A 26,407-nucleotide genomic window follows, 5' to 3' on the forward strand; every position below is an offset into this window, starting at 1 on the left:
GTTGCTCAACAGATGGATACTTAACTATGGATATGCTTCCTGCGTTAATCGTTTCTGGCATCATTGTCGCTGTGATCACTTGCCTGATGACAGCTGTACTGATCAAAGAATCATAATTGCCCAGAACAAAAAAACCTCCGCCAGGAGGTTTTTTTATGTCCGTCTACTACTCGTTAAGCCGAAGCTTGCGCCTTCTCCATAGCCTTGTGGTAACGACGGGTCGCCTTGATAGCCTTCTTCAGCTGCTTGTTCTGCTTTTTCGCCAGTTTCTTGATTTTTTTCAGCTGCTTGGCTTTTTTCTTTGCCGCTTTACGGCTCGCAGTCACGGCCGGATGCGAAGCAATCACCGACGTTGGCGTATCCAACTCGGTAGCCAAAACAGGAGCCGGAGCCGGCGATAAGGGGGCCAGGTTGGTCAGTTCGGAGGCCGTTGCCGTCTTAACCGCCACCGCTTCAACCGCCGCCAGGTTAGGTTTGACCACATGGGCCATCTCTGCCGGGCGCTTCAGGGCGCTGGGCTTGCACAGGTAGCTTTTTTCCACGGCCACACGGGCACAGCTACTGCACATATAGTTCGCCGTACTGACCATCCGACTGATGGTTGAAAACTGGGCCGCGATCTCAACCCGGCGGTATTTACATAACGACTTTGCCATTGCCTTGTCTCCGGCAGCCCGACCAACTGTCAGGCCAAAGTAACTATTCTCATTACAATATACCGCTGCTGACCGCCGGCGGCTACTTCATTGCTGCTTTCACATACACATCGAAACGGTTTTTCTTGGTCTCGATGGCTGTCGAAGGCTTTTTCCCTGCCAAAAACTCAGCATAATCCGGCCGCTTGACGACCACCCGCTTGGTGGCCAGTGCCAGAGCAGGAGCCAGCAAATCGTCAGCATCAAGATCGGCCCCCACCAAGGTCTGGAATACCCGCATTTCCTTTTTCACCAACGCCGACTTCTTTTTGTGTGGGTACATCGGGTCAAGATACACCACATCCGGTGCCTCAAAATCCGGATCGGCGGCAAGCACCTCCAGGGCGTTATGACTCGAGGCATGCAGCAGTGTCATTCGCTCGCTGATCCAGCCACCGATTTCGCTATCGGCTTTGGCGCGGGCCAAGCCGTCGTCCAGCAACGCAGCCACGACCGGATGGCGCTCCACCATTTGTACCTTGCAGCCAAGCGAGGCCAAGACAAACGCGTCTCGCCCCAGCCCTGCCGTGCCATCAACCACGGTCGGTGTCACGCCCCCCTTGAGGCCCACCGCCTTGGCAATTGCCTGGCCCCGGCCACCACCGAACTTACGCCGGTGTGCCACAGCACCGCTCGCCAAATCGACATATACCGCCCCCAGCTTGGCCTCGTCAAGCTTTCGCAGCTCCAGCCGCTCGGCGGTCAATACCAATGCAAACACGCTGTCTGGGTCATGGGATAGCCCCCAGCGTTCAGCCAGTTGATCAAGTTCATGTTGACGTTCAGGAAACTCAGAAATTAAGGCTAGTTGCACACACACACTCCGGTAAATACAGCACCTGCCAGCCAAACACGGCAGGCATTAAGCCGCGGATTATAACACCTCTTCCCGCTGGCTCAATTGAGCAACCAACTGAGGTAACGGCTGTGGGCGGCCAAACAAATAGCCCTGGGCATAATCTACCCCCAGCTCACCGAGCCTAGTAAGAATGGCCTCGTTCTCGACAAATTCAGCCACCGTCTGCTTGCCCATCTTCTTGGCCAGTTCATTGATCGCCTTCACCATGGCAAAGTCGACTTCGTCATCAGCGATATCACGGACAAACATGCCGTCAATCTTGATAATATCAACTGGCATCTTTTTCAGGTAACCGAACGACGACAGTCCCGAGCCAAAGTCATCGAGCGAGATCCGACAACCGAGCTCCTTAAGCAAGGTGAATGAACGGATCGCCTCGCTCATATTGCCAATCGCCGCCGTTTCGGTAATTTCCAAACACAGTTTCTGCGCCGGCAGGGAGGATTGGCGGATCTTGTCTTGCAAGAAGTGGACAAAGTCACGGTCACCGATTGACTGTCCCGACAGATTAATCGCGCACATATCCAATACCGCAACCGCATCCGGGTGCGCCTCCAGCCAATCAATCGCCGCATTCACCACATAGCGGTCAATACGGTGGGCCAGGTTGTAGCGCTCGGCAGCCGGCATAAACAACCCCGGAGAAATCATCTCGCCGTCATCATTACGGATCCGGACCAGGATTTCATAGTGGTGCCCCAGGCTGCTTGAGCTCAGTGGCGAAATTTGCTGGGCATAGAGATCCAGCCGCTGTTCGGACAGTGCCCGGCGGATCAGGCTGACACACTCCATTTCTAGCTCTCGCCGGCGCAGTTCCTCATCACCCGGATAATAGACATGCAGCCGGTTACGCCCTTCATCTTTGGCAGCGTAACACGCGGTATCGGCTTGGGCATGGACCTGCTGGGTCGATCCGGCTGTTTCGTCAATCATCCGCAAGCCAATCGACGCGCTGAAGCTGAACCGCGCAGTCTGCCAATAGAACTCACTCTCTTCGAGCAATAGTAATATCTCACGGCCAAAGGCCACCGCGTCGGCCAGTTGGCAGTCGGTCAGGATCACTGCAAACTCATCACCACCAAGCCTAGCCAAGACCGCCTGCACCGGGGTGATCTCCTTGAGCATCATCGCGACCTGCTTGAGGGCCTCATCACCGGCTTCGTGGCCAGCAGTATCATTGATGATCTTGAACTGGTCCAAGTCAATATACAGCATAGCATGCTGGGCATGGTGCTCACGGGCTTCTGCCAGTGCTTGCTCCAGCGCCTGCTCGAAGTAGTTGCGATTGTACAGGTCGGTCAGGTAATCATGGCAGGCCTGGTAAGCGAGTTGCTCCTCCAGTGCGCGTGTCGAGGTAATATCTTCCCCCACGACCAGTAACTGGCGGTTTTGCGCCTGGCGGATAGTCTCGCGAATCCACACTGTGCGGCCATCGGCACAGCAATAGCGCAGCTTACGCCGCCACACCCGCTGACCGGCGTGATCCAGTGCCGAACTGATATAGCGTTGCGGTTCAGGTTCTCCCTCTTCATAGAAGCCAGTGACCTTGTGGCCGAGCAAATCTCGCTTGCCGTAGCCTAACAGATCGGCGGCAAACTGATTGACCGACTGGATCCGGGACTGGCGGTCTACTGTCAGCAGCATCACCGGCTGCTGCTCGTAGAGCAGACGGTAGCTAGCCTCACGTTCGCGCAGCTTTTCCTCCATCTGGTGACGGGCCGTGACATCGCGAGCTTCAAGCAACAGCTGGACTTCACCGCTCTCTCCGGCTGGCATCCGCTTGATCACCACGTCCAGCATCCGGCTACCATCCTCATGGCTTTGAATATCGATTTCCAACCGCACCGGTTGGCTGCACGCCTGAACCACTGCCCGGCTTAGCTTCAGCGCAGCCTCGGGACTCCAGCAAAACCAACGCCACAGCGGCCGGTCATACTTGACTACCGAGCGTCCAACCAGTTCATGCAAGGCCAGATTACCCGATACCAGCATTCCCGCCTTATCGAAGATCCCGATAAACTGGAAGCTTTGATCAAAAACCCCTTCGAACAGGGCGCGGCTCTGCTGCAGCCGCTGCTCACCTTTGCGCAACCGGCGGATCACCATCACCAGCAAAGCAATAACCCCCCCCATGACGCTCAGGGCAATAGTCAGCACCCGTATTTCATTCTGGTAGCGGTGGAACCAGCTTTGTGGCTGGTTGATGATCAAGGTTTCGTTGTTATCGATTTCTAACCCCCACCGAGTTACCTCGTGATAGTTGAAAATCTCCTTGCCGGTATTGCGAATAAACGTCGGAAAGCGGGTCACTTTGCCATCAAACAACTTAACCAGCATTTTGCCGATCTGCCGGCCTTTCTCGCTTCCCCCCAGCATCACGCCACCGACAACCCCGTGGTTGAGCATGTACTTATAAGAAGCATACACCGGCGCAGAGGCCCGAGCGGTTAACTGTTCGAGAAACTCGTCACTGTCCACATAACGGCCTTCGCTATCCTGAAAGTAGCTCAAATACAGAATCGCCGAGCGGGGTGGCAGTGCCTCACTTGCAGCCAGCACCGCCTCGGCATTTCCGTGCTGAATTCGGATCACTTCAAGGTTGAGGAAATTGACCGCCAGAAATTCCTTGATCTCTTTCCACAACGCCCGGCCAGTAACGGTATTATCGGCAAGCACATATATGCTTCGCAGTTCCGGCTGTACCGACAAGGCCAAATTGATATTGGCAGCCGCATCGGTCTGGTCGAGGATCCCAATAACATTTTTCAGTCGCTTGTGCTTGCGGGGGTGGTAGTCATTGATACCGGCTAATATAACCGGTGTCTCGCGCACCTCATCCGCCAATTGGTTGAGCAGCCACAGGGCATTGTCATCAATGGCGACAATGGCCCGGTAGTTCTCCTGGTTCAGCTTCGTGCGGTAAATATCCAACAGCTCATTGAGATATGACGGTGACTGGTAGCGCTTGCTATCCATATAGTTGACATGGAGCGATCCCCCCTGGGCACTCACCACTGACTCCAAACCAGCTTGAATACCATCTGTCCAGTGCATTCCCTTGTGGTAAGAATGAATCACCAAGGTGTCGTGGGCCGATGCCTTGAGCGGTAACCCGCAGAGCAGAAAAAAAAGAACAATCAAGCGCATAAGGGTCAGGGGTCCTGTCTATCAATTGCCCGGCCAGAAGCAGACCAAAGGATTATTTTTCAATATAATTTAGCAACATAGCGTGGCGACAGTATAAGATATGAACAAGTACGTATAAACCAAGGATTGCTTCAATCATGACCAGCCAGATTCGAATTGATGATCTCGATCGAGAAATTCTCAATACCCTGATGAACGACGCCCGTACTCCCTATGCCGAAATGGCCAAGCGATTTAACGTCAGCCCGGCAACAGTCCATGTCCGGGTCGAGAAAATGCGTGCAGCTGAAATCATCACCGGCACCGAAGTGATCATCAACCCCAAACTGCTCGGCTATGACGTATGCTGCTTTATCGGTATCAACCTCAATGCCGCCCGGGATTATCACTCGGCGCTGACCAAGCTTAATCAACTCGACGAGGTCGTCGAGGCCTACTACACCACCGGGGCATACAATATCTTCGTCAAGCTAATGTGCAAATCGATAGAAGAACTGCAACACGTGCTGATCGACAAGCTGCAGGCCATCGACGAAGTCCAGTCGACCGAAACCCTGATCTCACTGCAAAATCCAATCAACCGCAACGTCCAACCCTAACCGTCTGCGATTGTCCCGCGTAAAAAAAGGCCTGCACGATTGTGCAGACCCCATGATTTATCGCCAGTAAGTAAAGACTTACCTTGCTGCTTACACAGGCTACGAGCCCAGGTTATCCAACTCCGCCTGACGGGCTGCGGCATCTTCCGCCAGCCATTCGGCAACAGCCTTGGCAAAGTAAGTCAGAACACCGTCGGCACCCGCGCGCTTAAAGCACAACAGGGATTCCAATACGGTTTCACGCTCTTTGAGCCAGCCATTCTGGATCGCTGCCATGTGCATCGCGTACTCACCCGATACCTGGTAGGCGAAGGTCGGAACCTGCAGTTCCGTTTTCACCCGGCGTACCACGTCCAGGTACGGCATGCCCGGCTTGACCATGACCATGTCCGCACCTTCATTGACGTCCATCGCCACTTCATGCAGCGCTTCGTCGCTGTTGGCCGGATCCATCTGGTAGGTTTTCTTGTCGCCGCCTTTGAGGTTGCCAGCCGAACCGACCGCATCACGGAACGGGCCGTAATAGTTGGATGCATACTTGGCAGAGTAAGCCATGATTTGGGTATGCACATACCCGGCCTGCTCCAACGCTTCGCGGATTGCACCGATACGGCCATCCATCATGTCCGACGGGGCCACAACGTCTGCCCCAGCTTCGGCATGAGACAGCGCTTGCTTGATCAACACCTCGGTCGTGACATCATTAATCACATAGCCGTCTTCATCGATGATGCCGTCTTGACCATGGATGGTGAACGGGTCGAGGGCAACATCGGTGATCACGCCCATCTGTGGCACATGCTCTTTAAGCAGTCGCACAGCTCGCTGGACCAACCCTTCCGGGTTAAAGGCTTCCGAGGCACAGGTCGACTTGAAGTCCTGCGATACGACCGGGAACAAAGCAATCGCGGGCACACCCAACGTAGCTAGGTACTCGGCTTCCTGAAGCATCAGGTCAATAGACAGACGCTCGATCCCCGGCATGGAATCGACGGTTTCACGACGGTTTTTACCCATCAGGATAAACATCGGATAAATCAGGTCATTCACAGAAATCTGGGTTTCGGCCATTAAACGGCGGCTAAAATCATGCTTGCGCATGCGACGCATACGGCGTGCCGGAAACGCGCCCTGGATAGATACAGACACTGCATACTCCTTTTTGGGTTAACTCGCTTTGCTTGGATCATACCACCCTCATTGGGCAGCAGGTGATCCGATCTTGAAAAAAGCCTGAGTGGTAACATACGCGCTGGCCATCACCTGCTCAGCCTGCTGGCCGCGACACGCTGCAATCACCGTCGCTATATGGGGCAAGAACTTAGGCTCATTGCGACTCGACTTCGGCTTGGGGCGGTAATCCCGAGGCAGCAGGTAAGGGCAGTCCGTTTCTACCATCAAACGGTTATCTGGGATCTCAGCGACTATCTCACGCAACTCGGTGCCGCGGCGCTCATCACAGACCCAGCCAGTGATCCCGATATGCAAGTCCAACGCCAAGCAGTCCCGCAGCTCTTGCCGGGTGCCGGTGAAACAATGCAGTACCACAGCTGGCAGCTTATCGCGCCACGGCTTGAGAATCGCCATAAAACGCTCATGAGCATCACGGCAATGCATGAAAACCGGCATATTCAACTCAGCGGCCAAAGCCAACTGGGCCTCGAATACGGCTTCCTGCTGTGGTCTTGGTGAGAAATCACGGTTGAAGTCGAGTCCACATTCTCCGATGGCCACCACTTCAGGGTTGGCCGCCAGTTCACGGATCTCGGCCAATGCCAAGTCTTGGACGCTTTTGGCATCATGGGGATGCACCCCTGCGGTGCTGTAGGCGTAGCCCGGCCACTGGCGGGCCATCGCCACGGCCTGTCGGCTTTCTTCGATACTGGTACCAGTAAGAATAAGGCCGTGGACACCCGCTGTTTTGGCGCGCTCCACGACCTCATGGCGGTCTTTATCAAACCGGCTATTCGTCAGGTTTACCCCGATATCAATCATCGTTGCTCCCACTTTTTCTAAGCAATGGGAAACAACTTAATGAATATCGCTACGTTTTACTATCACCCTTTATAAATTTTCGGGTTAAAGACATCACGCAACCAGTCACCCAGCAGGTTGATCACCAGTACCAAGATGATCAGAACCAGCCCAGGGAAGGCGGTGATCCACCAGGAGCCTGAGAAGATATAGTTAAAGCCGATACTGATCAGCGAGCCCAGCGACGGCTGGTCGACAGGCAAACCAAGACCAAGGAACGACAGGGCAGCCTCAGACATGATGGCATTGGCAACCTGTACGGTTGAGATCACTAGAATCGGTGACAGACAGTTAGGCAGAATATGGCGGAACATGATCCGCGGCGCCTTAAAGCCCATCACTTTCGCCGCTTCCACATACTCTTTCTTCTTTTCAGCCAAGACAGAGGCGCGAATGGTTCGTGCATACTGTGGCCACTCAGCAATACCGATAATCACCACCAGCATCACCACTGCATACTGGCTATAGAGCTGAGTACCAAGGCCTGCGCGGAAGATAGCCGAAACAATGATCGCCACCATCATGGTAGAGAACGATAACTGAATATCGGCAAAGCGCATCAAGAAGCTATCAATACGGCCGCCGAAGTAACCAGCACTCAGGCCAATAACAACGCCGAGGACCATCTGGACAGCGACGGCCAAAATACCGATGATCAGCGAGATGCGCATACCATAGAGAATGGTCGATAAAATATCGCGTCCTTGCGGATCGGTACCAAGCAAAAAGCGCGGGTCTGAATATTCCATCCAGACGGGTGCCATCTCAGAATCCATTATGTCAATGGCGGTTGGGTCATAAGGGTTAACCGGAGCTAGCAACGGCGCAAAAGCGGCACTTAGTGCACATGCTAGAAAGACCGCGAAACTCAGCATCGCGACTTTATCGCGCTTGAAGTGATAGATGAAATCAGAATCGAGAAAACGCTGCAAGCGGCTAGGTGTTGTCGTTTGAGTCATAGACATCGATTACGCTCCTTTTCCAGTCAGGTTAACAGTCGGGTTAATCAGACCGTAAAGCAGATCCACAATGGTATTGGTGACCACAAATATCAAACCAACAAAAATCACATATGCCGTAATAAGAGGGGTATCGACCCGGTTAATTGCCTCTAAGAACAAGAACCCCGTTCCCGGCCATTGGAAAACAGTCTCGGTTAAAATGGTATAAGCAACCATGGTACCGATCTGCACACCACCGACAGTGATCACTGGCAACATGGTGTTTTTCAGCGCATGCTGATAATAAATTTTGTTCAGCGCTAAGCCTTTGGCCTTGGCAAACTTGATGTACTCTGAACTCAGCACTTCAAGCATCTCGGAGCGCACAAGACGGATAAACAGCGGCAGCATAATCGATGCCAGTGCGATCGATGGTAAGACAAGGTGCGCCAGTCCATCTAAATTAAACAAACCCGATTCCCACCCCAATGGGCTAGTGGTTGTGCCTCGTCCAAACGAAGGTAACCAACCGAGCTCGATTGAAAATACATACATCAGCATAATAGCGGTTAAGAAAACCGGAATGGATATACCCACACTGCTGAAGGCCATGATCACTTTGGTAAAAAAGCTTTTGGGGTGAATCGCGGAATAAACCCCCAGTGGTATCGAGAGCAAGACGATAATCACGGAGGCGCCAAAGACCAATTCGAGCGTCGCCACCAATTTATCCATTATCACGTCCAGTGCCGGACGTTTAAAAAAGTAAGATGTCCCTAAGTCACCTTGAACCGCATTGCCAACAAAGCGAGCGTATTTAGTCACAAATGGATCATTCAGGCCCAGCTCATCACGAAGTGCTTGTCGCTCTGCCTCTGAGACAGATTGCCCCACCAACTCACGCAGCGGATCGCCAAGGTTATCCTGGATTGCAAACGCAACCAGACTGATCACAAACATCACTATCAGTGCCTGATACAGGCGCTTAACCAGAAACGTAAACATTTCTTATCCCTTTCATAAACTAAAGAAACGTCAGGCCAACCTTGGCCTGACGTTGTTGCAGTGAAGAATTACTCTTCAACTACCAGATCCCCGAAGTACGGGAAGTTCATTGCGTTCACAATCGGCGCGATCTTGACGTTAGACTTTGCAGCCCACGCTAGGTTTTGCCAATGCAACGGCACGTATGCCGCATCGTTATATAGAATTTCCTCAACTTTCTTCAGCTGAGCAGAACGCTTGGCTGGATCCGTTTCAACGTTTGATGCTTCGATCAGACCATCCACTTCGGCGTTTGAGTAATAGCCACAGTTGTATTGACCACGACCAGTGTCTTCATTACGCGTCATTGTCAGGAACTCGGTAAAGTTCGCTGAATCTTCTGTATCTGCGTGCCAACCGATCATCATCATGTCAGCTGCACAGACATCAAATTCCGGCCAGTATTGCGCTTTCGGCAACGTTTTAAGGTCAACTTTGATCCCGATTTTAGACAGCATCTGGGCGGCAGCTTGGGCGATCTTGTCATCGTTCACGTAACGATTGTTTGGTGCCATCATGGTTATAGTGAAGCCATCCTCATAGCCCGCCGCTTTCATTAACTCTTTCGCTTTAGCGACATCAAAACGGACATCCAACGCTTCATTGTGGCCAGTGTAACCCACCGGGCTCTGCTGAGAAGCCGTTGTCGCGAAGCCTCGCATAATACGCTGTACGATACCGTCGTTATTGATTGCGTGAACAATCGCCTGACGCACACGGACATCTTTCAGTGCTTCGTTGCTATTTTGGTTCATTTGGAACGAGATAAGACGAGTGCCTGGTAGGGTCACCAAATCCAAGCCCTTCGACGATTCAACACGTTTGTGATCATTAGGTGCCACAGGAGCAATCATATCGACACCACCAGACAGCAGCGCTGCAACACGGGTGGCATTCTCTTTGATAGGCTGCAAAGTAATAGTGTCAACGTTGCCTGGAGACGCGGTGTCCCAGTAACCATCAAAACGTTCAAACTCTACTTTCACGCCTTGCTCACGGCTCGTCACGATAAAGGGACCGGTGCCAGACATGTTCGTCGACGCAAACGAGTTACCGTGCTTAACAATCGCGGCTTTATCACGACCATCTTCCGTGGTGCCGGTGTAGAACTGGCTGTCCATTGGGAAAATATATGTCGCGGTTTGCAGCACGAGTGGATATGGGCCTGTAGTTTTTAGATCAATCGTATAATCATCCACTTTCTCTATCGCAGAAAATGGGTCAAAGATCGCTTTGAAATCTGGCGAATCTTTCAGGCGCTGGAAAGTCCAAACGACATCATCAGCCGTCATGGTATTACCTGAGTGGAATTTCACGCCTTGACGCAGGTGAAAGCGAAAAGTGTTGCTATCTACACGCTCCCATTTCGTCGCTAGACGTGGTTCAAAATCAAGATCCTGACTAAAGCGCACTAATGGGTCGAAGACCATGTGCGATAGCTGCAGGGTGCCACCAGATAATTGCTCATGCGGATCAAGTGATACTGGGTCAGCATCATAAGCGACTTTGATGTCAGCTGCGGCGGCACTTAAGCTCAGGCCGGCTGCCATAAGGGCAACGGCCAACTTGGTCTTGATGGTTTTCATTGCATAGCTCCTTTATGCGGGGAGGAAACTCCCTTGCTGTTGTGTTTGCTTTTGTTGTGTCCTATTGCCGCTGCAAGCAGCGGCATCAAATAGTTAAGCTAACTTCAGTCCTTCTTGGCTCATGCCCTTGAACTCAGGCATCAGCGAGATAAGTTGGCGGCTGTACTCGTGTTGCGGCGCAGTGAACAACTGCTCGGTCGGGGCGACCTCGAGCAAGGTGCCTCGCTGCATCACCCCAATGCGATCGCACATTTGGCGGATCACTGGGAGATCATGGCTGATGAACAGCATGGTCAAGTTCAGCTCGTCCTGGAGATCTTTGAGTAGATTGAGGATCTGCGCCTGGACCGACACATCTAGCGCCGATGTCGGTTCATCACAAATCAATAGACGGGGACGGGTGGCCAATGCCCGGGCAATCGAAATCCGCTGGCGTTGGCCACCCGAAAATTCATGCGGGTACTTTACACCGGATGCACTGCCCAATCCGACGTGGTCGAGCAAATCATTAACGATTTGTCGAGTCTGGCTTTCGCTCTCAGTCAGTTTATGGAAACGAATGGGTTCGGCGATGATATCGGCAACCTTCATCCGCGGGTTCATCGAAGTGTAAGGGTTCTGGAATACCATCTGCATCTGGCGACGCAGCGGACGGCGCTCTGCTTCATTTTTGAGTGCCGTAAGATCGACACCTTCAAAGGTAATTTTACCGGAGTTAGGCGGATACAAGCCAGTGATCGCTCGGGCGATCGTCGACTTACCCGAGCCCGACTCTCCCACCAAACCGAACGTTTCCCCTTCAAAGATCTCAAAACTGACGTCATTATTCGCCTGGACGTATTCACGACGGCTTTCGAAAAAAGAATCCTTGGTGACAAAGCGTAGATTAACATTCTCAACCTGCAGCAAGGCTCCGGTATAACTACGTTGATCTTCACTTTGGCCCAGCCAATGATTTTTCACATCGAGCTGACTCATTTCCTGGGCATCTTCGATATAACTGACCAGCGGGAAGCGCTTGAGCTTGATATCGGAACGCGGAACGGCTGAAATCAAACTTTGGGTATACGGGTGATTCGGGCGGCATAATACCTGCTCCGTCTCACCAAACTCGACCAGATCACCGCGGTACATCACCGCGACCCTATCGGTCACATTGGACACGACGCCCATATCATGGGTCACCAACATACAGCCAACGTTCTTCTTCACGCACAGTTCGCGGATAAGATTGAGGATCTGATCTTGAATCGACACATCCAACGCTGTCGTGGGTTCATCGGCAATGATCAAATCCGGTTCACCCGCTAAGGCTATCGCAATCACCACCCGCTGACGCATACCACCTGAAAACTGATGCGGATACTGTTTGATACGTATTTCTGGTTGCGGGATCCCGACTTGCTCCATCAGGTTGATGGACCGCTTCACCGCTTCTGCCTGACTCACTTTCAGGTTGGTGACAATTGTCTCGGTCAGTTGTTGCTCAACCGTAAACAGTGGATTAAGCGATGTCATCGGGTCCTGAAAGATAAAACCGATCTTCGACCCCCGAACCGAGCGCATCTGCTCTGGTTTCAACCCCGAGATAAGCTCCCCATCAAGATAGACATCTCCACTCGCAACTCGCCCTGGCGGGCTGAGCAAATCAATAACTGCATTGCCCACGGTCGACTTTCCGGCACCGGACTCACCGACCACGCCGACAATCTCCCCTCGCTCAATCGAAAACGAGAGCGATTTCACTGCCGCATGAACCCCATGTCGTGATGGGTATTCGATACGCAGGTTTTTCACTTCCAATAAAGCCATTACCAGACCCCAACTGCTTGGCAGCGTTCTGCCCTGTCTGAAAAATTGAATCCCTTCTTTCAGCATAATTTGCTGAATATATGTTCAGGTCATAATCTGTCAAATATTTCACAAAAAATCAACAACGCATGAGTAAAAACCAGCAAAACGAATAAAAAAAGAATAAATAATCACATAATATGAAAGAAGAACAAGAAAACAGGAGTGAAAGCAGCAATAACCTCTGCACGTAACACCGACCACCAGCAGTGGAAGAAACTGCAACCACTGTCATATGATACAGCTAACACTTTTTCATTTTGCATAAATATACAAATACCCCAAAAGCCACAGTTAACAATTCAGAAACAAGCGCTACACTACCGCTATTAGTTGAATCTATATCCCGCATATCAAGCACAAACCAGAAGGCTAAGCTGTAACAAAACATTATTGGCAGCAGATCACACTTTTACGAGAAGTGGGAGATGGGTCCAGTCTCCGACAGGAAGCAAAGGAAGGGAGAGGCAGAATACAGGGTAGTTAGAAAGGACCCTCAGAAGGGCTTCAAAGGTCGAAGATAAGCCGTAAACGAAAAAAGCCCCGTCATTTCTGACGAGGCTTTTTAAGAATGGGGTGGCTAACGGGATTTGAACCCGCGACAACCGGAATCACAATCCGGGACTCTACCAACTGAGCTATAGCCACCATTATTTATGGTTAGTGAAAGGGGGTGATAACCACTAACCGAATACATCTCTTGGATGTATAAAAGCCTCGCCGTTTCTGACGAGGCTTTCGAAGAGTGGTCGGTGAAGAGGGATTCGAACCCCCGACCCTCTGGTCCCAAACCAGATGCGCTACCAAGCTGCGCTATTCACCGACAAAATTCTTTTTCCTTGGTTTTGCTCCAAGAGGGTTACCCTCTGGTCCGCTATTACCAAGAGCCATGATGCACTATCAAACTAGGCGATTCATGACAAGCGCTTCAATAATGAAGTCTTTAATAATGGGGTGGCTAACGGGATTTGAACCCGCGACAACCGGAATCACAATCCGGGACTCTACCAACTGAGCTATAGCCACCATTGTAAGTGGTCGGTGAAGAGGGATTCGAACCCCCGACCCTCTGGTCCCAAACCAGATGCGCTACCAAGCTGCGCTATTCACCGACTTAATTCTGTTGAGGTTTTCACCTCTAGATACTGACATTATAATCAATACCTATAAATATGGGGTGGCTAACGGGATTTGAACCCGCGACAACCGGAATCACAATCCGGGACTCTACCAACTGAGCTATAGCCACCAATGTTACTTTCGCCGATACGATCCTGTCCGGAATGGCGCGCCCGAAAGGATTCGAACCTTCGACCTTTGGCTCCGGAGGCCAACGCTCTATCCAGCTGAGCTACGGGCGCATGCCCTATCGGCGGAGGTGAATATTACGGATCGGGGCCCTCCTCGTAAAGTGTTTTTTTAAGTTTTTTTCTCGTTCGCTGCAAATATAGGCAAATAACTGTTGATTCGCATCATACAAAAGCAGCCGCCTAGTTTATCACAGCGAAAATAGGCGATATACTCACGTTGTTTTTACAAATTAAACATTCTGTAAATAATACCTGCCTTGTCTCAACAGTTTGACTACAACAAGCACGAATAAGACTGTGGCAACAGCACATAATGATCTGGAAGTGTAAAGGTGAGCTCAATGGAATTTTCTCTTCGACAACTTATGGTAGCGGCCGTTGCTGCCCTGGCATTTGCCGGCACCGCAGTGGCAGCCGATATGTCAGATGAGGCTATCGCAGAACGTATCAAACCGGTAGGCTCCGTTTACCTTGAGGGCGACGCCCCTGCTGGCCCGATCGTGGCTGCTGGCCCTCGTAGTGGTGATACCGTCTACGGTACCTTCTGCGCAGCCTGTCATGGAACGGGAATCATGGGGGCACCAAAGATTGGTGACTCGACTGACTGGAGCCCTCGTCTCGCCAAGGGCAATGATGTACTGGCAGACCACGCGATTAACGGCTTCAATGCCATGCCAGCCAAGGGATCATGTATGGACTGTAGCGATGACGAAATCATTGCCGCCATTGACCATATGATCGAAGGGCTGTAATCAACCTCTCCCCAACAATGATAAAAGCGAGTGCCACCGGCCCTCGCTTTTTCTTTATATGCTGTCTCGTCCGGCAATAGTGTTGCTCATAGATAGCAACACTATTTCTTGAACATCGCCCGGATATTGGCTATGTGGGCTTGGCCCTTCTGCATCCGCTGTTCCTGGGTCATTGGTTTTTTATCAGCCTCCCATTCCAGATCATCTTGCGGCAACTCAAACAAGAACCGGCTTGGCTCAGGTTTAATTAATTCACCGAACTGGCGACGCTCCTTGCACAGGGTAAAGGTCAGCTCCTTCTGGGCGCGGGTGATCCCCACGTAGGCCAAGCGTCGCTCTTCCTCAACATTGTCTTCATCAACACTGGTTTGGTGCGGTAAGATCCCCTCTTCGCTACCCACAAGGTACACGTAAGGGAACTCCAGACCTTTCGAGGCGTGCAAGGTCATAAGCTGAACCTGATCAGCATCATCGTCATCTTCGCCCCGCTCCATCATATCGCGCAGGGTCAGGCGCTGAACCACTTCCTTGAGGGTCTTCACTTCCTGGTCGTAGTTATCACCTTCCAGGTCGGCAGTGATCCAACTATACAGGTCAGAGACGTTCTTCATCCGCATCTCGGCTGCTTTCGGGCTGGCCGATGTCTCATACAGCCAATCTTCGTAGTTGATATCCCGTACCAACTGGCGCACAGCCGCAACAGTATCACCGCGCTCAGCATTATCGGATAACTCGACAACCCAACGCGTGAAGCGCTGCAGGGATTCCAAACCTCGGCCCGACAAGTGCTGCTCCAGCCCCATTTCAAAGCTGGCGGCAAACAGGCTCTTGCCACGCATGTTGGCATAGGTACCGAGCTTCTCCAATGTCACCGGGCCAATTTCACGGCGCGGGGTATTGACGATGCGCAGGAAGGCATTGTCATCATCCAGATTAGTCAGCAGGCGCAGGTACGCCATGATGTCTTTGATCTCAGCCCGAGAGAAAAACGAGGTACCACCGGAAATCTTATAGGGGATCCGGTTTTGCATCAGGGCTTTCTCGAACAGGCGCGACTGGTGGTTGCCACGGTACAGGATGGCATAGTCCTTGTACTGGGTATTATTGAGAAAGCGATGGGCAATCAACTCCCCCACCACCTTTTCCGCTTCGTGCTCTTCGTTTTTGGCGGTGATCACCTTGAGCACCTCGCCGTCGGGGATCTCCGAGAACAGGCTTTTTTCGAACACGTGCGGATTGTTGGCAATCAAAATATTCGCGGTGCGCAGGATACGGCTGGTCGAGCGATAATTCTGCTCCAGCTTAACAACCTTCAGGCTAGGGAAGTCTTTGCTAAGCTGCACCAAATTTTCCGGCTGGGCACCACGCCAAGAATAGATCGACTGGTCATCATCGCCAACCACGGTAAAGCGGGCACGTTCACCGACCAGCAGCTTAACGAAAATATACTGGCTGGTGTTGGTATCCTGGTATTCATCCACCAGCAGGTAGCGGATCTTGTTCTGCCAGCGCTGGCGCACTTCTTGATTATCACGCAGCAGTAGCACTGGCATCAAAATCAAGTCATCGAAATCAAGGGCGTTGTACGCCTTCATCTGCCGCTGGTACATTTCATAGCAATAGGCGAACATCTGATCGCGCTCGCTTGAGGCATGCGCCTTGGCCTGTGCCGGTGACAGCATGTCATTTTTCCAGTTGGAAATCGTCGACAACAGCTGCTTGAGTAAATCCTTGTCGCCATCAATCTGCTGCTCGGTCAATTCTTTGAGCAACGCCATCTGGTCTTGGTCATCAAACAGCGAGAAACTGGCTTTGAGCCCCAGCGCCTTGTACTCACGGCGGATGATATTGAGTCCCAGGGTATGAAACGTTGAGACCATCAGCCCCTTGGCTTCCTGCTTGCCAAGCGTCTGTCCCACCCGCTCCTTCATCTCACGGGCCGCCTTGTTGGTAAAGGTCAGCGCCGCAATGTTGCGGGCTTTGTAGTCACATTGCTGAACCAAGTAGGCAATTTTATTGGTGATCACCCGGGTTTTACCCGAGCCAGCGCCGGCAAGGACCAAACACGGTCCAGCGACGTATTTTACCGCTTCGTTTTGCCTAGGGTTCAATTTCATTGACGTATCCTGTGTTGATCTTCGGGCCAGCAGGCGCATTGTAGCGGGTTCACCGCCATTGTCTATTCGCCAACCTCTTTAGCCTGCTTATCCTTACGATATAAAAAACTGCTTGCACATATACTCAGGCATCATAGAATAATGAATGAACATTCATTCATCATTTTTATTTACAACTGCCTTTTATGAGTGACAAGAAAAAACGCATTCTCCAGGCAACGGAAACGTTACTGGCAAAACATGGCTTTCATGGGATTTCGATGCAAATGGTGGCCAAGGAGGCAGGGGTAGCTGCGGGGACGATTTATCGCTATTTCGAGGACAAAGATGATCTGTTGCAACAGCTCCATGATCATATTTTGGCCTATGTCGCGAACAAAATCAGCCACAACGTGTCAGATGACATGCCATTGCAGCATAGGTTTCGCACTATGTGGTTAAACATCTGGAATATGGCGACCCAAGAAGATGCCCCACTGATCAACCGTGGTCAGTTCGAGAACCTGCCCCGGCGCGAAAGCCATGAACAAAAATTATTAGAAAAGAAAATGTTCGCCAAGGTAAACACGTTATTCGAAGAAGGAAAGGCTTCTGGCCTGTTCAAAAATCTGGATAACGAACTCTTGAGCGCACTGAGCCTTGAGCCAAGCGCTTGCTTGGCTCGCAAACATATAAACGGCGTTTACAAGGTCAGCGATGAAGCACTAGAAGCTGCCATCCTAGCCTCATGGGACGCCATCATTAAACATTAAACATTACATTAGCTAACTTCGGAGCACACCCAACAATGAAAAAGTGGATAGTGATGCTACTGATCGCATTGCTGCTATTTGGCAGCGTGATTGGTTTCAATCTCTTCAAACAACAAAAAATCGCCGAATATATGGCCAACATGCCTGAACCGGAATTTCCGGTCACGGTGACCACCGCCAATCCGGGCAATTGGGTTCCAGCCATCGAAGCCATCGGCTTTATCGAACCAAATCAGGGTGTCACCATTACCACCGAAGTGGCAGGCGTGATCAAAACCCTCGACTTTGAGTCCGGTGCCGCCGTCAAAGCAGAGCAACAACTCCTGGCGCTTGACTCCGATGTCGAGGCTGCCAACCTAAAAAGTACCCAAGCTCGCCTTCCAGCAGCCAAGGCCAAGTATGAGCGCTACCGTGGCCTATTCAAGAAAGGGTCGATTTCCAAAGAAGCCTATGATGATGCCGAAGCGTCGTACTTTTCATTGGCTGCCGATATCGAAAGCCTAAAAGCGACGATTGAACGCCGCACCATCAAGGCACCGTTTGACGGTGTGGTCGGTCTGCGTAATGTGTTCCTCGGTGAATACATCCAGCCGGGTGACGATGTGGTACGCCTTGAAGATACCTCTCTGATGAAACTGCGCTTTACGGTACCCCAGACTGATATCTCAGATATTCACTTGGGTCAGGAGGTTGAGATCGTTGTTGACGCCTATCCGGAAACGCCATTTAGCGGCAATATCAGCGCGATTGAGCCTGCGGTGAACTACCAGAGCGGTTTGGTACAGATCCAGGCTGATATTCCGAACAACGAAGGTCAGCTTCGTAGCGGTATGTTTGCCCGTGCCCACATCATTCTGCCGACACAGGAAGATCAGATCATCCTGCCACAGTCGGCGATCACCTATACCCTGTATGGCGATAATGTCTACCTGGCCGGTGAAGATGAAAACGGAGTCCTCCGGGTTACCCAGTCCGTCATCAAAGTCGGTGAGCGCAAAGGTAACAGCGTCCACATCCTAGAGGGTGTGAAAACGGGAGATACCGTCGTGACTTCCGGTCAAGTACGCCTGAGTAACCATGCCAAAGTACGCGTGGTAGAAAGCAACTCGCTGGAAGCCCCAGCTAAAACCCCAATGCTGTGATCCGGAGGAGCCATGCGCTTTACAGATGTTTTTATTAAACGTCCTGTGTTAGCGGTATCGATCAGCTTTTTGATCGCCCTTCTTGGCCTGCAGGCAATCTTCAAAATGCAGGTCAGGGAATACCCTGACATGACCAATACCGTAGTGACGGTGACCACCAGCTACTACGGCGCCAGTGCCGATCTGATCCAGGGCTTTATTACCCAGCCATTGGAACAGGCCATCGCACAGGCTGACAATATCGACTTCATGACCTCGTCATCGGTGCTCGGTTCATCGACCATCACGGTCACCATGAAGCTCAACACCGATCCGAATGCGGCCCTGGCAGATATCCTTGCCAAGACTAACTCGGTTCGCTCGCAGCTACCCAAAGAAGCCGAAGACCCAACCGTGACCATGTCGACAGGATCGACAACAGCGGTCATGTATATCGGCTTTACCAGTGATGAGTTGGTTTCTAGCCAGATCACCGATTACCTGGAGCGAGTGATCAACCCGCAGCTGTTCACGGTCAACGGTGTCTCCAAGGTCGACCTGTACGGCGGGATGAAATATGCCCTGCGCGTGTGGTTGGATCCGGCCAAGATGGCGGCCTATAACCTGACAGCGTCGGACGTAATGAGCGTACTGAACGCCAACAACTACCAGTCGGCCACCGGTCAGGCGACGGGCGAGTTCGTGCTGTACAACGGTACGGCTGATACCCAGGTGAGCAATACCGATGATCTGGAAAAGCTGGTCGTATCCACCAAGGAAGGCCAGGTGATCCGCCTCGGTGATATCGCCAAGGTAACCCTGGAGAAGAGCCACGATGTCTATCGTGCATCTGCCAACGGTGAAGAGGCCGTTGTCGCGGCGATCAACGCCGCGCCTAGTGCCAACCCGATCAACATTGCCGCTGATGTCTATGAGCTGTTGCCAGAACTAGAGCGCAACATGCCAAGCAACATCTCGATGAACATCATGTATGACTCGACCATTGCGATTAACGAGTCTATCAATGAAGTTATCAAGACCATTGCCGAAGCAGCATTGATCGTACTGGTGGTGATCACCTTGTTCCTCGGCTCGTTCCGTGCCGTTATTATTCCGATTGTCACCATTCCGCTCTCCTTGATTGGCGTTGCCATGGTGATGCAGGCCTTCGGTTTCTCATGGAACCTGATGACCCTGCTGGCAATGGTACTGGCTATCGGCCTCGTGGTTGATGATGCCATCGTGGTACTGGAAAACGTCGACCGTCATATCAAGGAAGGGGAGTCGCCGTTCCGAGCAGCGATTATCGGTACCCGTGAAATCGCCGTTCCGGTTATTGCCATGACCCTGACACTGGGTGCGGTGTATGCGCCTATTGCAATGATGGGTGGGATCACCGGTTCACTGTTCAAGGAATTTGCCCTGACCCTGGCTGGTGCAGTATTCGTCTCGGGGATCATCGCCCTGACACTTTCACCGATGATGTGTTCGAAAATGCTGAAGGCCAACGAAAAGCCAAGCAAATTCGAAACCACGGTGCACCATTTCCTTGATCGCATGACCAACCGCTACGAGAAAATGCTTGGCGGGATCATGACAATGCGCCCTGTGGTCATAGTGTTCGCACTGCTGGTATTCGGTGTTATGCCTGTGCTGTTCAAGTTCATCCCGAGTGAACTGGCCCCATCGGAAGATAAAGGCGTACTGGTTATGATGGGCACCGCACCATCAAATGCCAACCTCGATTATATCGAGAACACCATGGGCGAAGTGAACCGTATGCTGGTCGAACAGCCAGAAGTAGCCTTTGCCCAAGTTTTCTCAGGGGTACCGAACTCCAACCAGGCCTTTGGTATTGCCTCGATGGTACCGTGGAGCGAACGTGAAGCGAGCCAGGCTGAAGTGGTCAAGCGAGTGACGGACTTGGTGAAGGACGTACCGGAAATGGCCGTCACGGCATTCCAGATGCCTGAGCTACCCGGCGCGGGCTCTGGCTTGCCAATCCAGTTCGTGCTCACTACACCGAACAGCTTCGAGAGCCTATTCCAGATCAGTAGTGATATTTTGGGTAAGGTGAAAAGCAACCCAATGTTTGTCTACTCGGATCTCGATCTGAACTACGACTCGGCAACGATGAAGATCAAGATCGACAAGGACAAAGCCGGTGCCTATGGTGTAACGATGCAGGATATCGGTATCACCCTGAGTACCATGATGGCCGATGGTTATGTCAACCGTATCGACCTCAACGGCCGCTCTTACGAGGTGATCCCGCAGGTGGAGCGTAAGTACCGCCTCAACCCTGAGTCACTTAAGGGCTACTATGTCCGCGCCGCTGACGGCAATGCGATTCCACTGGGGAGCCTGGTGACGATTGACGTTGTGTCTGAACCGCGTTCACTGCCGCACTTCAACCAGCTGAACTCAGCCACCGTCGGCGCAGTTCCTGCACCGGGTGTCGCGATGGGTGATGCAATCAACTGGTTCCAGAACGAAGCTGCCAGTACCCTACCTGCAGGTTACCAGTATGACTTCATGGGTGAGGCCCGTCAGTTCGTGACCGAAGGTAATGCGCTGTACACCACCTTTGCCTTGGCATTGGCGATCATCTTCCTGGTTCTGGCGATCCAGTTTGAATCGCTGCGCGACCCACTGGTTATCATGGTGTCGGTACCGCTGGCAATCTGTGGTGCCCTGATCGCCTTGGCGTGGGGTGCCGCCTCGATGAATATCTACTCGCAGGTCGGTCTCATCACCCTGATTGGGCTTATCACCAAACACGGTATCTTGATTTGTGAGGTTGCCAAAGAAGAGCAACTGCACCACAAGAAAGACCGAACGGCAGCAGTAATGGAAGCGGCGAAAATTCGTCTGCGTCCAATTCTGATGACCACGGCTGCAATGATAGCCGGCCTGATCCCGCTACTGTACGCTACCGGTGCCGGTGCGGCTCAGCGCTTCAGTATCGGTATTGTTATCGTTGCCGGCCTGGCTATCGGTACGGTATTCACCTTGTTTGTACTGCCGGTGATTTATTCTTACCTTGCGAGCATTCATAAACCGCTGCCGGTCTTTGTCGAGGACAAAGACTTGGAAAAGCTTAAGCGTGCTGATGAAGCACGCAACGCTCTGAAAGAAGCGCACGATTGCTAGTCTACACAGTGAGCAAAGAGGCCGTTTTACACGGCCTCTTTTATTTTGTATCAACAGCAACGACAATCCTGTTATATTTGAATAAAATAACGACAACAGATGAAATGCCGTTACGGAGTTAACTAAGCTATGTTTGATCCAAAGAAACTTGAGCAAGTGGCCAAGCAGATCCAGGATTCCATGCCTCAGCCAGTCAAAGAGTTGGGCAACGATGTAGAACAAAAAGTGCGCCAGGTGATCCAAGCACAGCTTGGTAAACTGGATGTTGTCAGCCGTGAAGAGTTTGATGTACAGACTCAGGTGCTACTACGTACCCGCCAAAAACTATCGGCACTTGAGCAGAAGCTCGATGAGCTAGAAGGCCGTTTGGCACCAAAGGCAGATACAGAACAAGAGTAATCTTGCGACATTGCCAACAAAAAGCCCGGATATTGTCCGGGCTTTTTTATGCTTGGCTTGCAGGGGGAAATTAACCGCCTACAGCAATGCGCTTCATGTCAGTCATGTAGCCACGCAATTCTTCACCGATATATTCAACCGGGTGATTGCGGATGGTGTCATTCACCGTAATAAGCGTTGCATTATCAACCTGGTTAGAGGTCTCACCTAGGCCCTTGCCGATAACATCCGTGCCTACAGATGGCATGAACTTCTCACGCAATAGAGGCGTGGCAACATTGGCAAACAGGTAATTACCGTATTCAGCCGTATCAGAGATAACCACGTTCATCTCGTATAGGCGCTTACGGGCAATAGTGTTAGCAATCAGTGGCAACTCGTGCAGTGACTCATAGTAAGCCGACTCCTCGATAATGCCGGAAGCCGTCATTGCTTCGAACGCTAGTTCAACACCAGCACGTACCATTGCCACCATCAAGATGCCGTTATCGAAATACTCTTGTTCTGAGATCTCAATATCACTATCTGGGTAGTTCTCAAATGCGGTTTCTGCTGTCTCACCACGCCAACCCAATAGGTTCACATCGTCGTTGGCCCAGTCAGCCATCATAGTGCTAGAGAAGTGGCCAGTAATAATGTCGTCCATATGCTTGTTGTAAAGCGGACGCATGAGATCTTTCAGCTCTTCTGATAGCTCAAAGGCTTTCACTTTCGCAGGGTTAGACAAGCGATCCATCATATGAGTGATACCACCGAACTTCAGTGCTTCGGTAATGGTTTCCCAACCGTACTGCAGCAACTTACCGGCATAGCTCGCATCCACACCATCAGCAATCATTTTCTCGTAGCAAACAATCGAGCCAGCCTGGAGCATGCCACACAGAATAGTCTGCTCACCCATAAGATCAGATTTTACTTCAGCAACGAAAGAGGACTCCAATACGCCTGCACGGTGGCCGCCTGTTGCAGCTGCCCATGCCTTGGCAATCTCTAGGCCATCACCTTGAGGATCATTTTCTGGGTGAACCGCGATCAGTGTTGGTACACCAAAACCACGCTTGTACTCTTCACGTACCTCAGTCCCCGGGCACTTAGGTGCCACCATGACAACCGTAATATCAGGGCGGATCTGCATACCTTCTTCAACAATGTTGAAACCGTGGGAGTAGCCAAGTGAAGCACCTTGCTTCATCAGTGGCATCACTGTTTCAACCACATTGGTATGTTGCTTGTCCGGCGTTAGATTAACAACCAGATCCGCTTTTGGGATCAGCGTTTCGTAGCTACCTACTTCAAAACCGTTTTCTTTCGCATTCTTATAGGACTGACGCTGCTCGTCGATAGCAGCCTGGCGAAGGGCATAAGCCACATCCAGGCCAGAGTCACGCATGTTTAGACCCTGGTTTAGGCCCTGAGCGCCACAACCGACGATAACGACTTTCTTACCCTTGAGGTAATCAGCCTCGTTGGCAAATTCGTTGCGATCCATGAATCGACAACGACCTAGTTGATCTAATTGCTGGCGAAGATTAAGGGTGTTGAAATAATTAGCCATAACAGCAAACTCCGTGAATTCTATTCCTTGGGTCGACAATGCTTGTCGAATAATCCGATAGTAGATCACGCAGTAAATTGCGCAAAGTGATATATTCACAATAAGTCATTGCAAAAAGTGCAACATGGAAGATGAACATAAAAACCTTGCAGTTATTCCTTCACCTGTGCGAGTCAAAGAGCTTTAGCCAGACCGCTCAGGCTATGCATATCAGCCCATCCGCCCTCAGCCGGATTATCCAACGCCTCGAAGAAGACTTAAGCCAAAGTCTGTTCGTCCGTGACAATCGAAGTGTCGAACTCACCTCTGCTGGCCAAACCTTATTGCCGACAGCGGCACTCATTGTCTCTAACTGGCAGGAAGTCAAAGCTGAACTTGCTGATCACCACCATAAGCTGCAAGGTAAGCTCAAGCTATTTTGCTCCGTCACCGCCAGCTATAGTCACCTGCCCGATATTCTTAACCGTTTCCGTCAGCTCTATCCCCAGGTTGAAATCCAGCTGCTTACCGGCGATCCCGCCCAAGCGATCGATAAAGTACAGCAAGATGAAGCTGATATCGCCATTGCAGCCAAACCCGAGACCTTGCCTGGGAAAATGACCTATATCGAACTCGACAATGTCTCGATGTCGGTCATCGCCCCTTTTCTTCCACCACCGAGCCTGCAAAAAGCATTGGCAGAACCACCGAACTGGGCCAGTCTGCCATTTATCCTACCGGAGTCGGGCACAGCGAGGGATAAGGCCGATAGATGGCTAAAAAGCAAAAAGATAAAGCCTAATATTTATGCTCAAGTCGGTGGTCACGAAGCCATTGTCAGTATGGTTGCCCTGGGCTGTGGAGTAGGTATAGCTCCTGATGTGGTGATTGAGAACAGCCCGGTAGGTAATAAAGTCAAACGGCTAGAAAAAGAAAAAGTACAACCAATGCATTTGGGTCTGTGCTGTAAACAAAGCAGGCAGAATGAGCCGTTACTCTATGCGCTACTGAATCTTTTTGGCTGTAATTAATTTATCAATGGAATAATAATAATGCCCCAACCAATCTTAACTCATTCGTACTACTCTGATTTTTATGCCGCCAAAGGCTACGATTTCCTAAAACAGATTTCGCAGTGCTATAACACACCGCAAAACCTTATTATTTTTTCAGTCATGCATTGCTACGAAGGCTCGCTACCTTATATCAATGTCCTTGCCGAGCTTGCTCATCAACTGATCTTTATCCCCAAGGGGGCAACAGCCAACGGTAACAGCGAAATCAAAGCAACGATCGAGAAACTGCCGAGCTGTACTATTGCCAATAATGACATAACCAAAGAACACCTCAGAGACCCCCTTGCTGCTGAAAGCTTTATTCGTCAATACGTCAAGGCGGACAGCAAGTTCCTGCTTCTCGATCACGGTGGTTACTTCTCTCACGCCATCGAGCACCTTGGTAAAGTCTTTAAAGAACAACTCGTCGGCATCACCGAACTCACCGCCAATGGTTTGTACAAATACCTAAACCGCAACCTGAATCACCCTCTGGTCACGGTCTCCCACCTCAGCATCAAGGCCCCTGCAGACTATGAGGCCTCAGAGTGCATTGTCCATTATTCCGATCAGATCCTGCGTGAAGAATTTGGCTTGAAACTCAATAACGATGGGTTCCTCAAGGTAGGTGTGATTGGTGCCGGTAACCTCGGCTGCGGGGTGATCCAATACCTTAAAGGTAAAGCTATTGGCAACATTCTAGTTGCAGATATCGACCCGAGAAGGCTAACTCAATTTCCCCGCAACGGTGTACAAGTCAGCTCGATAGAGCGATTGGTTCACGAATGTAATTTGATTTACTGCTGTACGGGTAATGGTGCGATCCCGGAACACCTCCTTGATACCATCAATGACAACAGCTTTATCGCCACCGTGACCTCGGCCGATGATGAGCTCAACCTGCCAAGCCTGATAGCCAATGGCGCACTAATAGAGGTAGGTGGGAATAAGCTAATCCGTGAATATCAGACGCGGCAGGGCCATCGCCTCTACCTTCTTGCCGGTGGTGAATCAGCCAATACCCCATTCAAAACAGGCATGGGTGATCCGACTCTGTATTTATTCGAAGCGGCGCACATGCTGGCAGGACTACAGCTACTTTGCCAACCAGACGATTTTAAACCGGGGATCCAGCCATTAAACGAGACTGACGAGACCGCCATAGCCGAACACTGGTTACGGCACTTTTATAACTACCAGTAGGGCATCAACCGGGTGCTACCGTCTTATAGAACAAAGCCTCATCGCAAGATGAGGCTTTTTCATAAATGATGAAGAACTGGAGTGGCACCAAAACCTACAGATGTAAAAAAGCCCAAGCATTTCTGCTTGGGCTTAGTATAAGTGGCGGAGCGGACGGGACTCGAACCCGCGACCCCCGGCGTGACAGGCCGGTATTCTAACCAACTGAACTACCGCTCCACACGGTGATAGACACTTTCGTCTCTATCCGATACC

At 51.3% G+C, this 26,407-nt stretch carries 19 protein-coding genes and 7 tRNA genes; 8 read left to right on the forward strand and 18 right to left on the reverse strand.

Going from position 1 to position 26,407, the window contains the following annotated elements; all coding sequences use genetic code 11:
- Positions 1 to 173: 173 nt before the first annotated feature.
- The 3 genes from C9I99_RS24060 to C9I99_RS24070 all read right to left on the reverse strand — a co-directional run bounded on the left by C9I99_RS24060 (position 174) and on the right by C9I99_RS24070 (position 4,701).
- Positions 174 to 656, reverse strand: coding sequence for a hypothetical protein (locus C9I99_RS24060; protein WP_107351367.1), 483 nt, complete (start codon positions 654 to 656; stop codon positions 174 to 176).
- An 82-nt stretch (positions 657 to 738) separates the two neighbouring features.
- On the reverse strand, positions 739 to 1,509 hold the full coding sequence (locus tag C9I99_RS24065; protein ID WP_107351368.1) for a class I SAM-dependent methyltransferase: 771 nt from the start codon (positions 1,507 to 1,509) through the stop codon (positions 739 to 741).
- A gap of 60 nt (positions 1,510 to 1,569) precedes the next feature.
- Positions 1,570 to 4,701 carry an ABC transporter substrate binding protein gene (locus C9I99_RS24070; protein WP_107351369.1) on the reverse strand — a complete coding sequence of 1,044 codons (3,132 nt, stop codon included), beginning with the start codon at positions 4,699 to 4,701 and terminating at the stop codon, positions 1,570 to 1,572.
- Between the two features lie 137 nt (positions 4,702 to 4,838).
- Here C9I99_RS24070 and asnC point away from each other — a divergent pair, with 137 nt between their 5' ends.
- Positions 4,839 to 5,300, forward strand: coding sequence for a transcriptional regulator AsnC (asnC, locus tag C9I99_RS24075; protein WP_107351370.1), 462 nt, complete (start codon positions 4,839 to 4,841; stop codon positions 5,298 to 5,300).
- 99 nt (positions 5,301 to 5,399) lie between these two features.
- Here the strand turns inward: asnC and hemB are convergent, their stop codons facing one another.
- From hemB to C9I99_RS24135, 12 genes are all read right to left on the reverse strand, one after another.
- A complete protein-coding gene (hemB, locus tag C9I99_RS24080; RefSeq protein ID WP_107351371.1) occupies positions 5,400 to 6,449 on the reverse strand; it encodes a porphobilinogen synthase in 1,050 nt (349 codons plus the stop codon).
- Between the two features lie 48 nt (positions 6,450 to 6,497).
- Complete coding sequence (gene tatD / locus C9I99_RS24085; RefSeq protein WP_107351372.1) at positions 6,498 to 7,295, reverse strand: 3'-5' ssDNA/RNA exonuclease TatD; 798 nt, start codon at positions 7,293 to 7,295, stop codon at positions 6,498 to 6,500.
- Positions 7,296 to 7,357: 62 nt separating this feature from the next.
- Positions 7,358 to 8,299: an ABC transporter permease gene (locus C9I99_RS24090; RefSeq protein ID WP_107351373.1), complete on the reverse strand. Its 942-nt coding sequence runs from the start codon at positions 8,297 to 8,299 to the stop codon at positions 7,358 to 7,360.
- A 3-nt stretch (positions 8,300 to 8,302) separates the two neighbouring features.
- Positions 8,303 to 9,280 carry an ABC transporter permease gene (locus C9I99_RS24095; RefSeq protein WP_107351374.1) on the reverse strand — a complete coding sequence of 326 codons (978 nt, stop codon included), beginning with the start codon at positions 9,278 to 9,280 and terminating at the stop codon, positions 8,303 to 8,305.
- Positions 9,281 to 9,348: 68 nt separating this feature from the next.
- On the reverse strand, positions 9,349 to 10,905 hold the full coding sequence (locus tag C9I99_RS24100) for an ABC transporter substrate-binding protein (RefSeq protein WP_107351375.1): 1,557 nt from the start codon (positions 10,903 to 10,905) through the stop codon (positions 9,349 to 9,351).
- 93 nt (positions 10,906 to 10,998) lie between these two features.
- The gene (locus C9I99_RS24105) at positions 10,999 to 12,717 is read right to left on the reverse strand and encodes a dipeptide ABC transporter ATP-binding protein (RefSeq protein WP_107351376.1); all 1,719 of its coding nucleotides are present in this window, start codon (positions 12,715 to 12,717) and stop codon (positions 10,999 to 11,001) included.
- 611 nt (positions 12,718 to 13,328) lie between these two features.
- Positions 13,329 to 13,404, reverse strand: a tRNA-His gene (locus C9I99_RS24110).
- Positions 13,405 to 13,502: 98 nt separating this feature from the next.
- A tRNA-Pro gene (locus C9I99_RS24115) sits at positions 13,503 to 13,579 on the reverse strand.
- Between the two features lie 127 nt (positions 13,580 to 13,706).
- A tRNA-His gene (locus tag C9I99_RS24120) sits at positions 13,707 to 13,782 on the reverse strand.
- Between the two features lie 9 nt (positions 13,783 to 13,791).
- Positions 13,792 to 13,868 (reverse strand) — tRNA-Pro (locus C9I99_RS24125).
- Between the two features lie 61 nt (positions 13,869 to 13,929).
- Positions 13,930 to 14,005, reverse strand: a tRNA-His gene (locus tag C9I99_RS24130).
- 35 nt (positions 14,006 to 14,040) lie between these two features.
- A tRNA-Arg gene (locus C9I99_RS24135) sits at positions 14,041 to 14,117 on the reverse strand.
- Between the two features lie 290 nt (positions 14,118 to 14,407).
- On the opposite strand from C9I99_RS24135, the gene C9I99_RS24140 reads away from it, so the two are divergent.
- Positions 14,408 to 14,818, forward strand: a complete 411-nt coding sequence (locus tag C9I99_RS24140) for a c-type cytochrome (protein ID WP_107351377.1) — start codon at positions 14,408 to 14,410, stop codon at positions 14,816 to 14,818.
- A gap of 101 nt (positions 14,819 to 14,919) precedes the next feature.
- On the opposite strand, the gene rep is transcribed toward C9I99_RS24140, so the two are convergent.
- Positions 14,920 to 16,935, reverse strand: coding sequence for a DNA helicase Rep (gene rep / locus C9I99_RS24145; RefSeq protein ID WP_107351378.1), 2,016 nt, complete (start codon positions 16,933 to 16,935; stop codon positions 14,920 to 14,922).
- Between the two features lie 185 nt (positions 16,936 to 17,120).
- Here rep and C9I99_RS24150 point away from each other — a divergent pair, with 185 nt between their 5' ends.
- From C9I99_RS24150 to ubiK, 4 genes are all read left to right on the forward strand, one after another.
- Complete coding sequence (locus C9I99_RS24150; protein WP_107351379.1) at positions 17,121 to 17,687, forward strand: TetR/AcrR family transcriptional regulator; 567 nt, start codon at positions 17,121 to 17,123, stop codon at positions 17,685 to 17,687.
- Between the two features lie 35 nt (positions 17,688 to 17,722).
- Complete coding sequence (locus tag C9I99_RS24155) at positions 17,723 to 18,829, forward strand: efflux RND transporter periplasmic adaptor subunit (RefSeq protein WP_107351380.1); 1,107 nt, start codon at positions 17,723 to 17,725, stop codon at positions 18,827 to 18,829.
- Between the two features lie 12 nt (positions 18,830 to 18,841).
- The gene (locus tag C9I99_RS24160) at positions 18,842 to 21,961 is read left to right on the forward strand and encodes a multidrug efflux RND transporter permease subunit (RefSeq protein WP_107351381.1); all 3,120 of its coding nucleotides are present in this window, start codon (positions 18,842 to 18,844) and stop codon (positions 21,959 to 21,961) included.
- A 129-nt stretch (positions 21,962 to 22,090) separates the two neighbouring features.
- On the forward strand, positions 22,091 to 22,360 hold the full coding sequence (ubiK, locus tag C9I99_RS24165; RefSeq protein WP_107351382.1) for a ubiquinone biosynthesis accessory factor UbiK: 270 nt from the start codon (positions 22,091 to 22,093) through the stop codon (positions 22,358 to 22,360).
- Between the two features lie 70 nt (positions 22,361 to 22,430).
- On the opposite strand, the gene ilvC is transcribed toward ubiK, so the two are convergent.
- On the reverse strand, positions 22,431 to 23,915 hold the full coding sequence (gene ilvC, locus C9I99_RS24170; protein WP_107351383.1) for a ketol-acid reductoisomerase: 1,485 nt from the start codon (positions 23,913 to 23,915) through the stop codon (positions 22,431 to 22,433).
- Positions 23,916 to 24,046: 131 nt separating this feature from the next.
- Here ilvC and ilvY point away from each other — a divergent pair, with 131 nt between their 5' ends.
- A complete protein-coding gene (gene ilvY / locus C9I99_RS24175) occupies positions 24,047 to 24,925 on the forward strand; it encodes an HTH-type transcriptional activator IlvY (protein WP_107351384.1) in 879 nt (292 codons plus the stop codon).
- A gap of 21 nt (positions 24,926 to 24,946) precedes the next feature.
- Positions 24,947 to 26,152 (forward strand): Rossmann-fold NAD(P)-binding domain-containing protein, encoded by a 1,206-nt coding sequence (locus C9I99_RS24180; RefSeq protein ID WP_107351385.1) that lies wholly within the window; start codon positions 24,947 to 24,949, stop codon positions 26,150 to 26,152.
- Positions 26,153 to 26,294: 142 nt separating this feature from the next.
- Here C9I99_RS24180 and C9I99_RS24185 read toward each other — a convergent pair.
- A tRNA-Asp gene (locus C9I99_RS24185) sits at positions 26,295 to 26,371 on the reverse strand.
- Positions 26,372 to 26,407: the final 36 nt, after the last annotated feature.

The organism is Photobacterium lutimaris (assembly GCF_003025555.1).
Classification (GTDB): Bacteria; Pseudomonadota; Gammaproteobacteria; order Enterobacterales; family Vibrionaceae; genus Photobacterium; species Photobacterium lutimaris.

Excerpts from the sequence above, each read along its gene's own strand:
- C9I99_RS24060 (WP_107351367.1), bottom strand. The coding sequence starts at position 656 with ATGGCAAAGTCGTTATGTAAATACCGCCGGGTTGAGATCGCGGCCCAG.
- C9I99_RS24070 (WP_107351369.1), bottom strand. The coding sequence starts at position 4,701 with ATGCGCTTGATTGTTCTTTTTTTTCTGCTCTGCGGGTTACCGCTCAAG.
- asnC (WP_107351370.1), top strand. The coding sequence starts at position 4,839 with ATGACCAGCCAGATTCGAATTGATGATCTCGATCGAGAAATTCTCAAT.
- tatD (WP_107351372.1), bottom strand. The coding sequence starts at position 7,295 with ATGATTGATATCGGGGTAAACCTGACGAATAGCCGGTTTGATAAAGAC.
- C9I99_RS24090 (WP_107351373.1), bottom strand. The coding sequence starts at position 8,299 with ATGTCTATGACTCAAACGACAACACCTAGCCGCTTGCAGCGTTTTCTC.
- C9I99_RS24095 (WP_107351374.1), bottom strand. The coding sequence starts at position 9,280 with ATGTTTACGTTTCTGGTTAAGCGCCTGTATCAGGCACTGATAGTGATG.
- C9I99_RS24100 (WP_107351375.1), bottom strand. The coding sequence starts at position 10,905 with ATGAAAACCATCAAGACCAAGTTGGCCGTTGCCCTTATGGCAGCCGGC.
- C9I99_RS24105 (WP_107351376.1), bottom strand. The coding sequence starts at position 12,717 with ATGGCTTTATTGGAAGTGAAAAACCTGCGTATCGAATACCCATCACGA.
- C9I99_RS24140 (WP_107351377.1), top strand. The coding sequence starts at position 14,408 with ATGGAATTTTCTCTTCGACAACTTATGGTAGCGGCCGTTGCTGCCCTG.
- rep (WP_107351378.1), bottom strand. The coding sequence starts at position 16,935 with ATGAAATTGAACCCTAGGCAAAACGAAGCGGTAAAATACGTCGCTGGA.
- C9I99_RS24150 (WP_107351379.1), top strand. The coding sequence starts at position 17,121 with ATGAGTGACAAGAAAAAACGCATTCTCCAGGCAACGGAAACGTTACTG.
- C9I99_RS24155 (WP_107351380.1), top strand. The coding sequence starts at position 17,723 with ATGAAAAAGTGGATAGTGATGCTACTGATCGCATTGCTGCTATTTGGC.
- C9I99_RS24160 (WP_107351381.1), top strand. The coding sequence starts at position 18,842 with ATGCGCTTTACAGATGTTTTTATTAAACGTCCTGTGTTAGCGGTATCG.
- ubiK (WP_107351382.1), top strand. The coding sequence starts at position 22,091 with ATGTTTGATCCAAAGAAACTTGAGCAAGTGGCCAAGCAGATCCAGGAT.
- ilvC (WP_107351383.1), bottom strand. The coding sequence starts at position 23,915 with ATGGCTAATTATTTCAACACCCTTAATCTTCGCCAGCAATTAGATCAA.
- ilvY (WP_107351384.1), top strand. The coding sequence starts at position 24,047 with ATGAACATAAAAACCTTGCAGTTATTCCTTCACCTGTGCGAGTCAAAG.
- C9I99_RS24180 (WP_107351385.1), top strand. The coding sequence starts at position 24,947 with ATGCCCCAACCAATCTTAACTCATTCGTACTACTCTGATTTTTATGCC.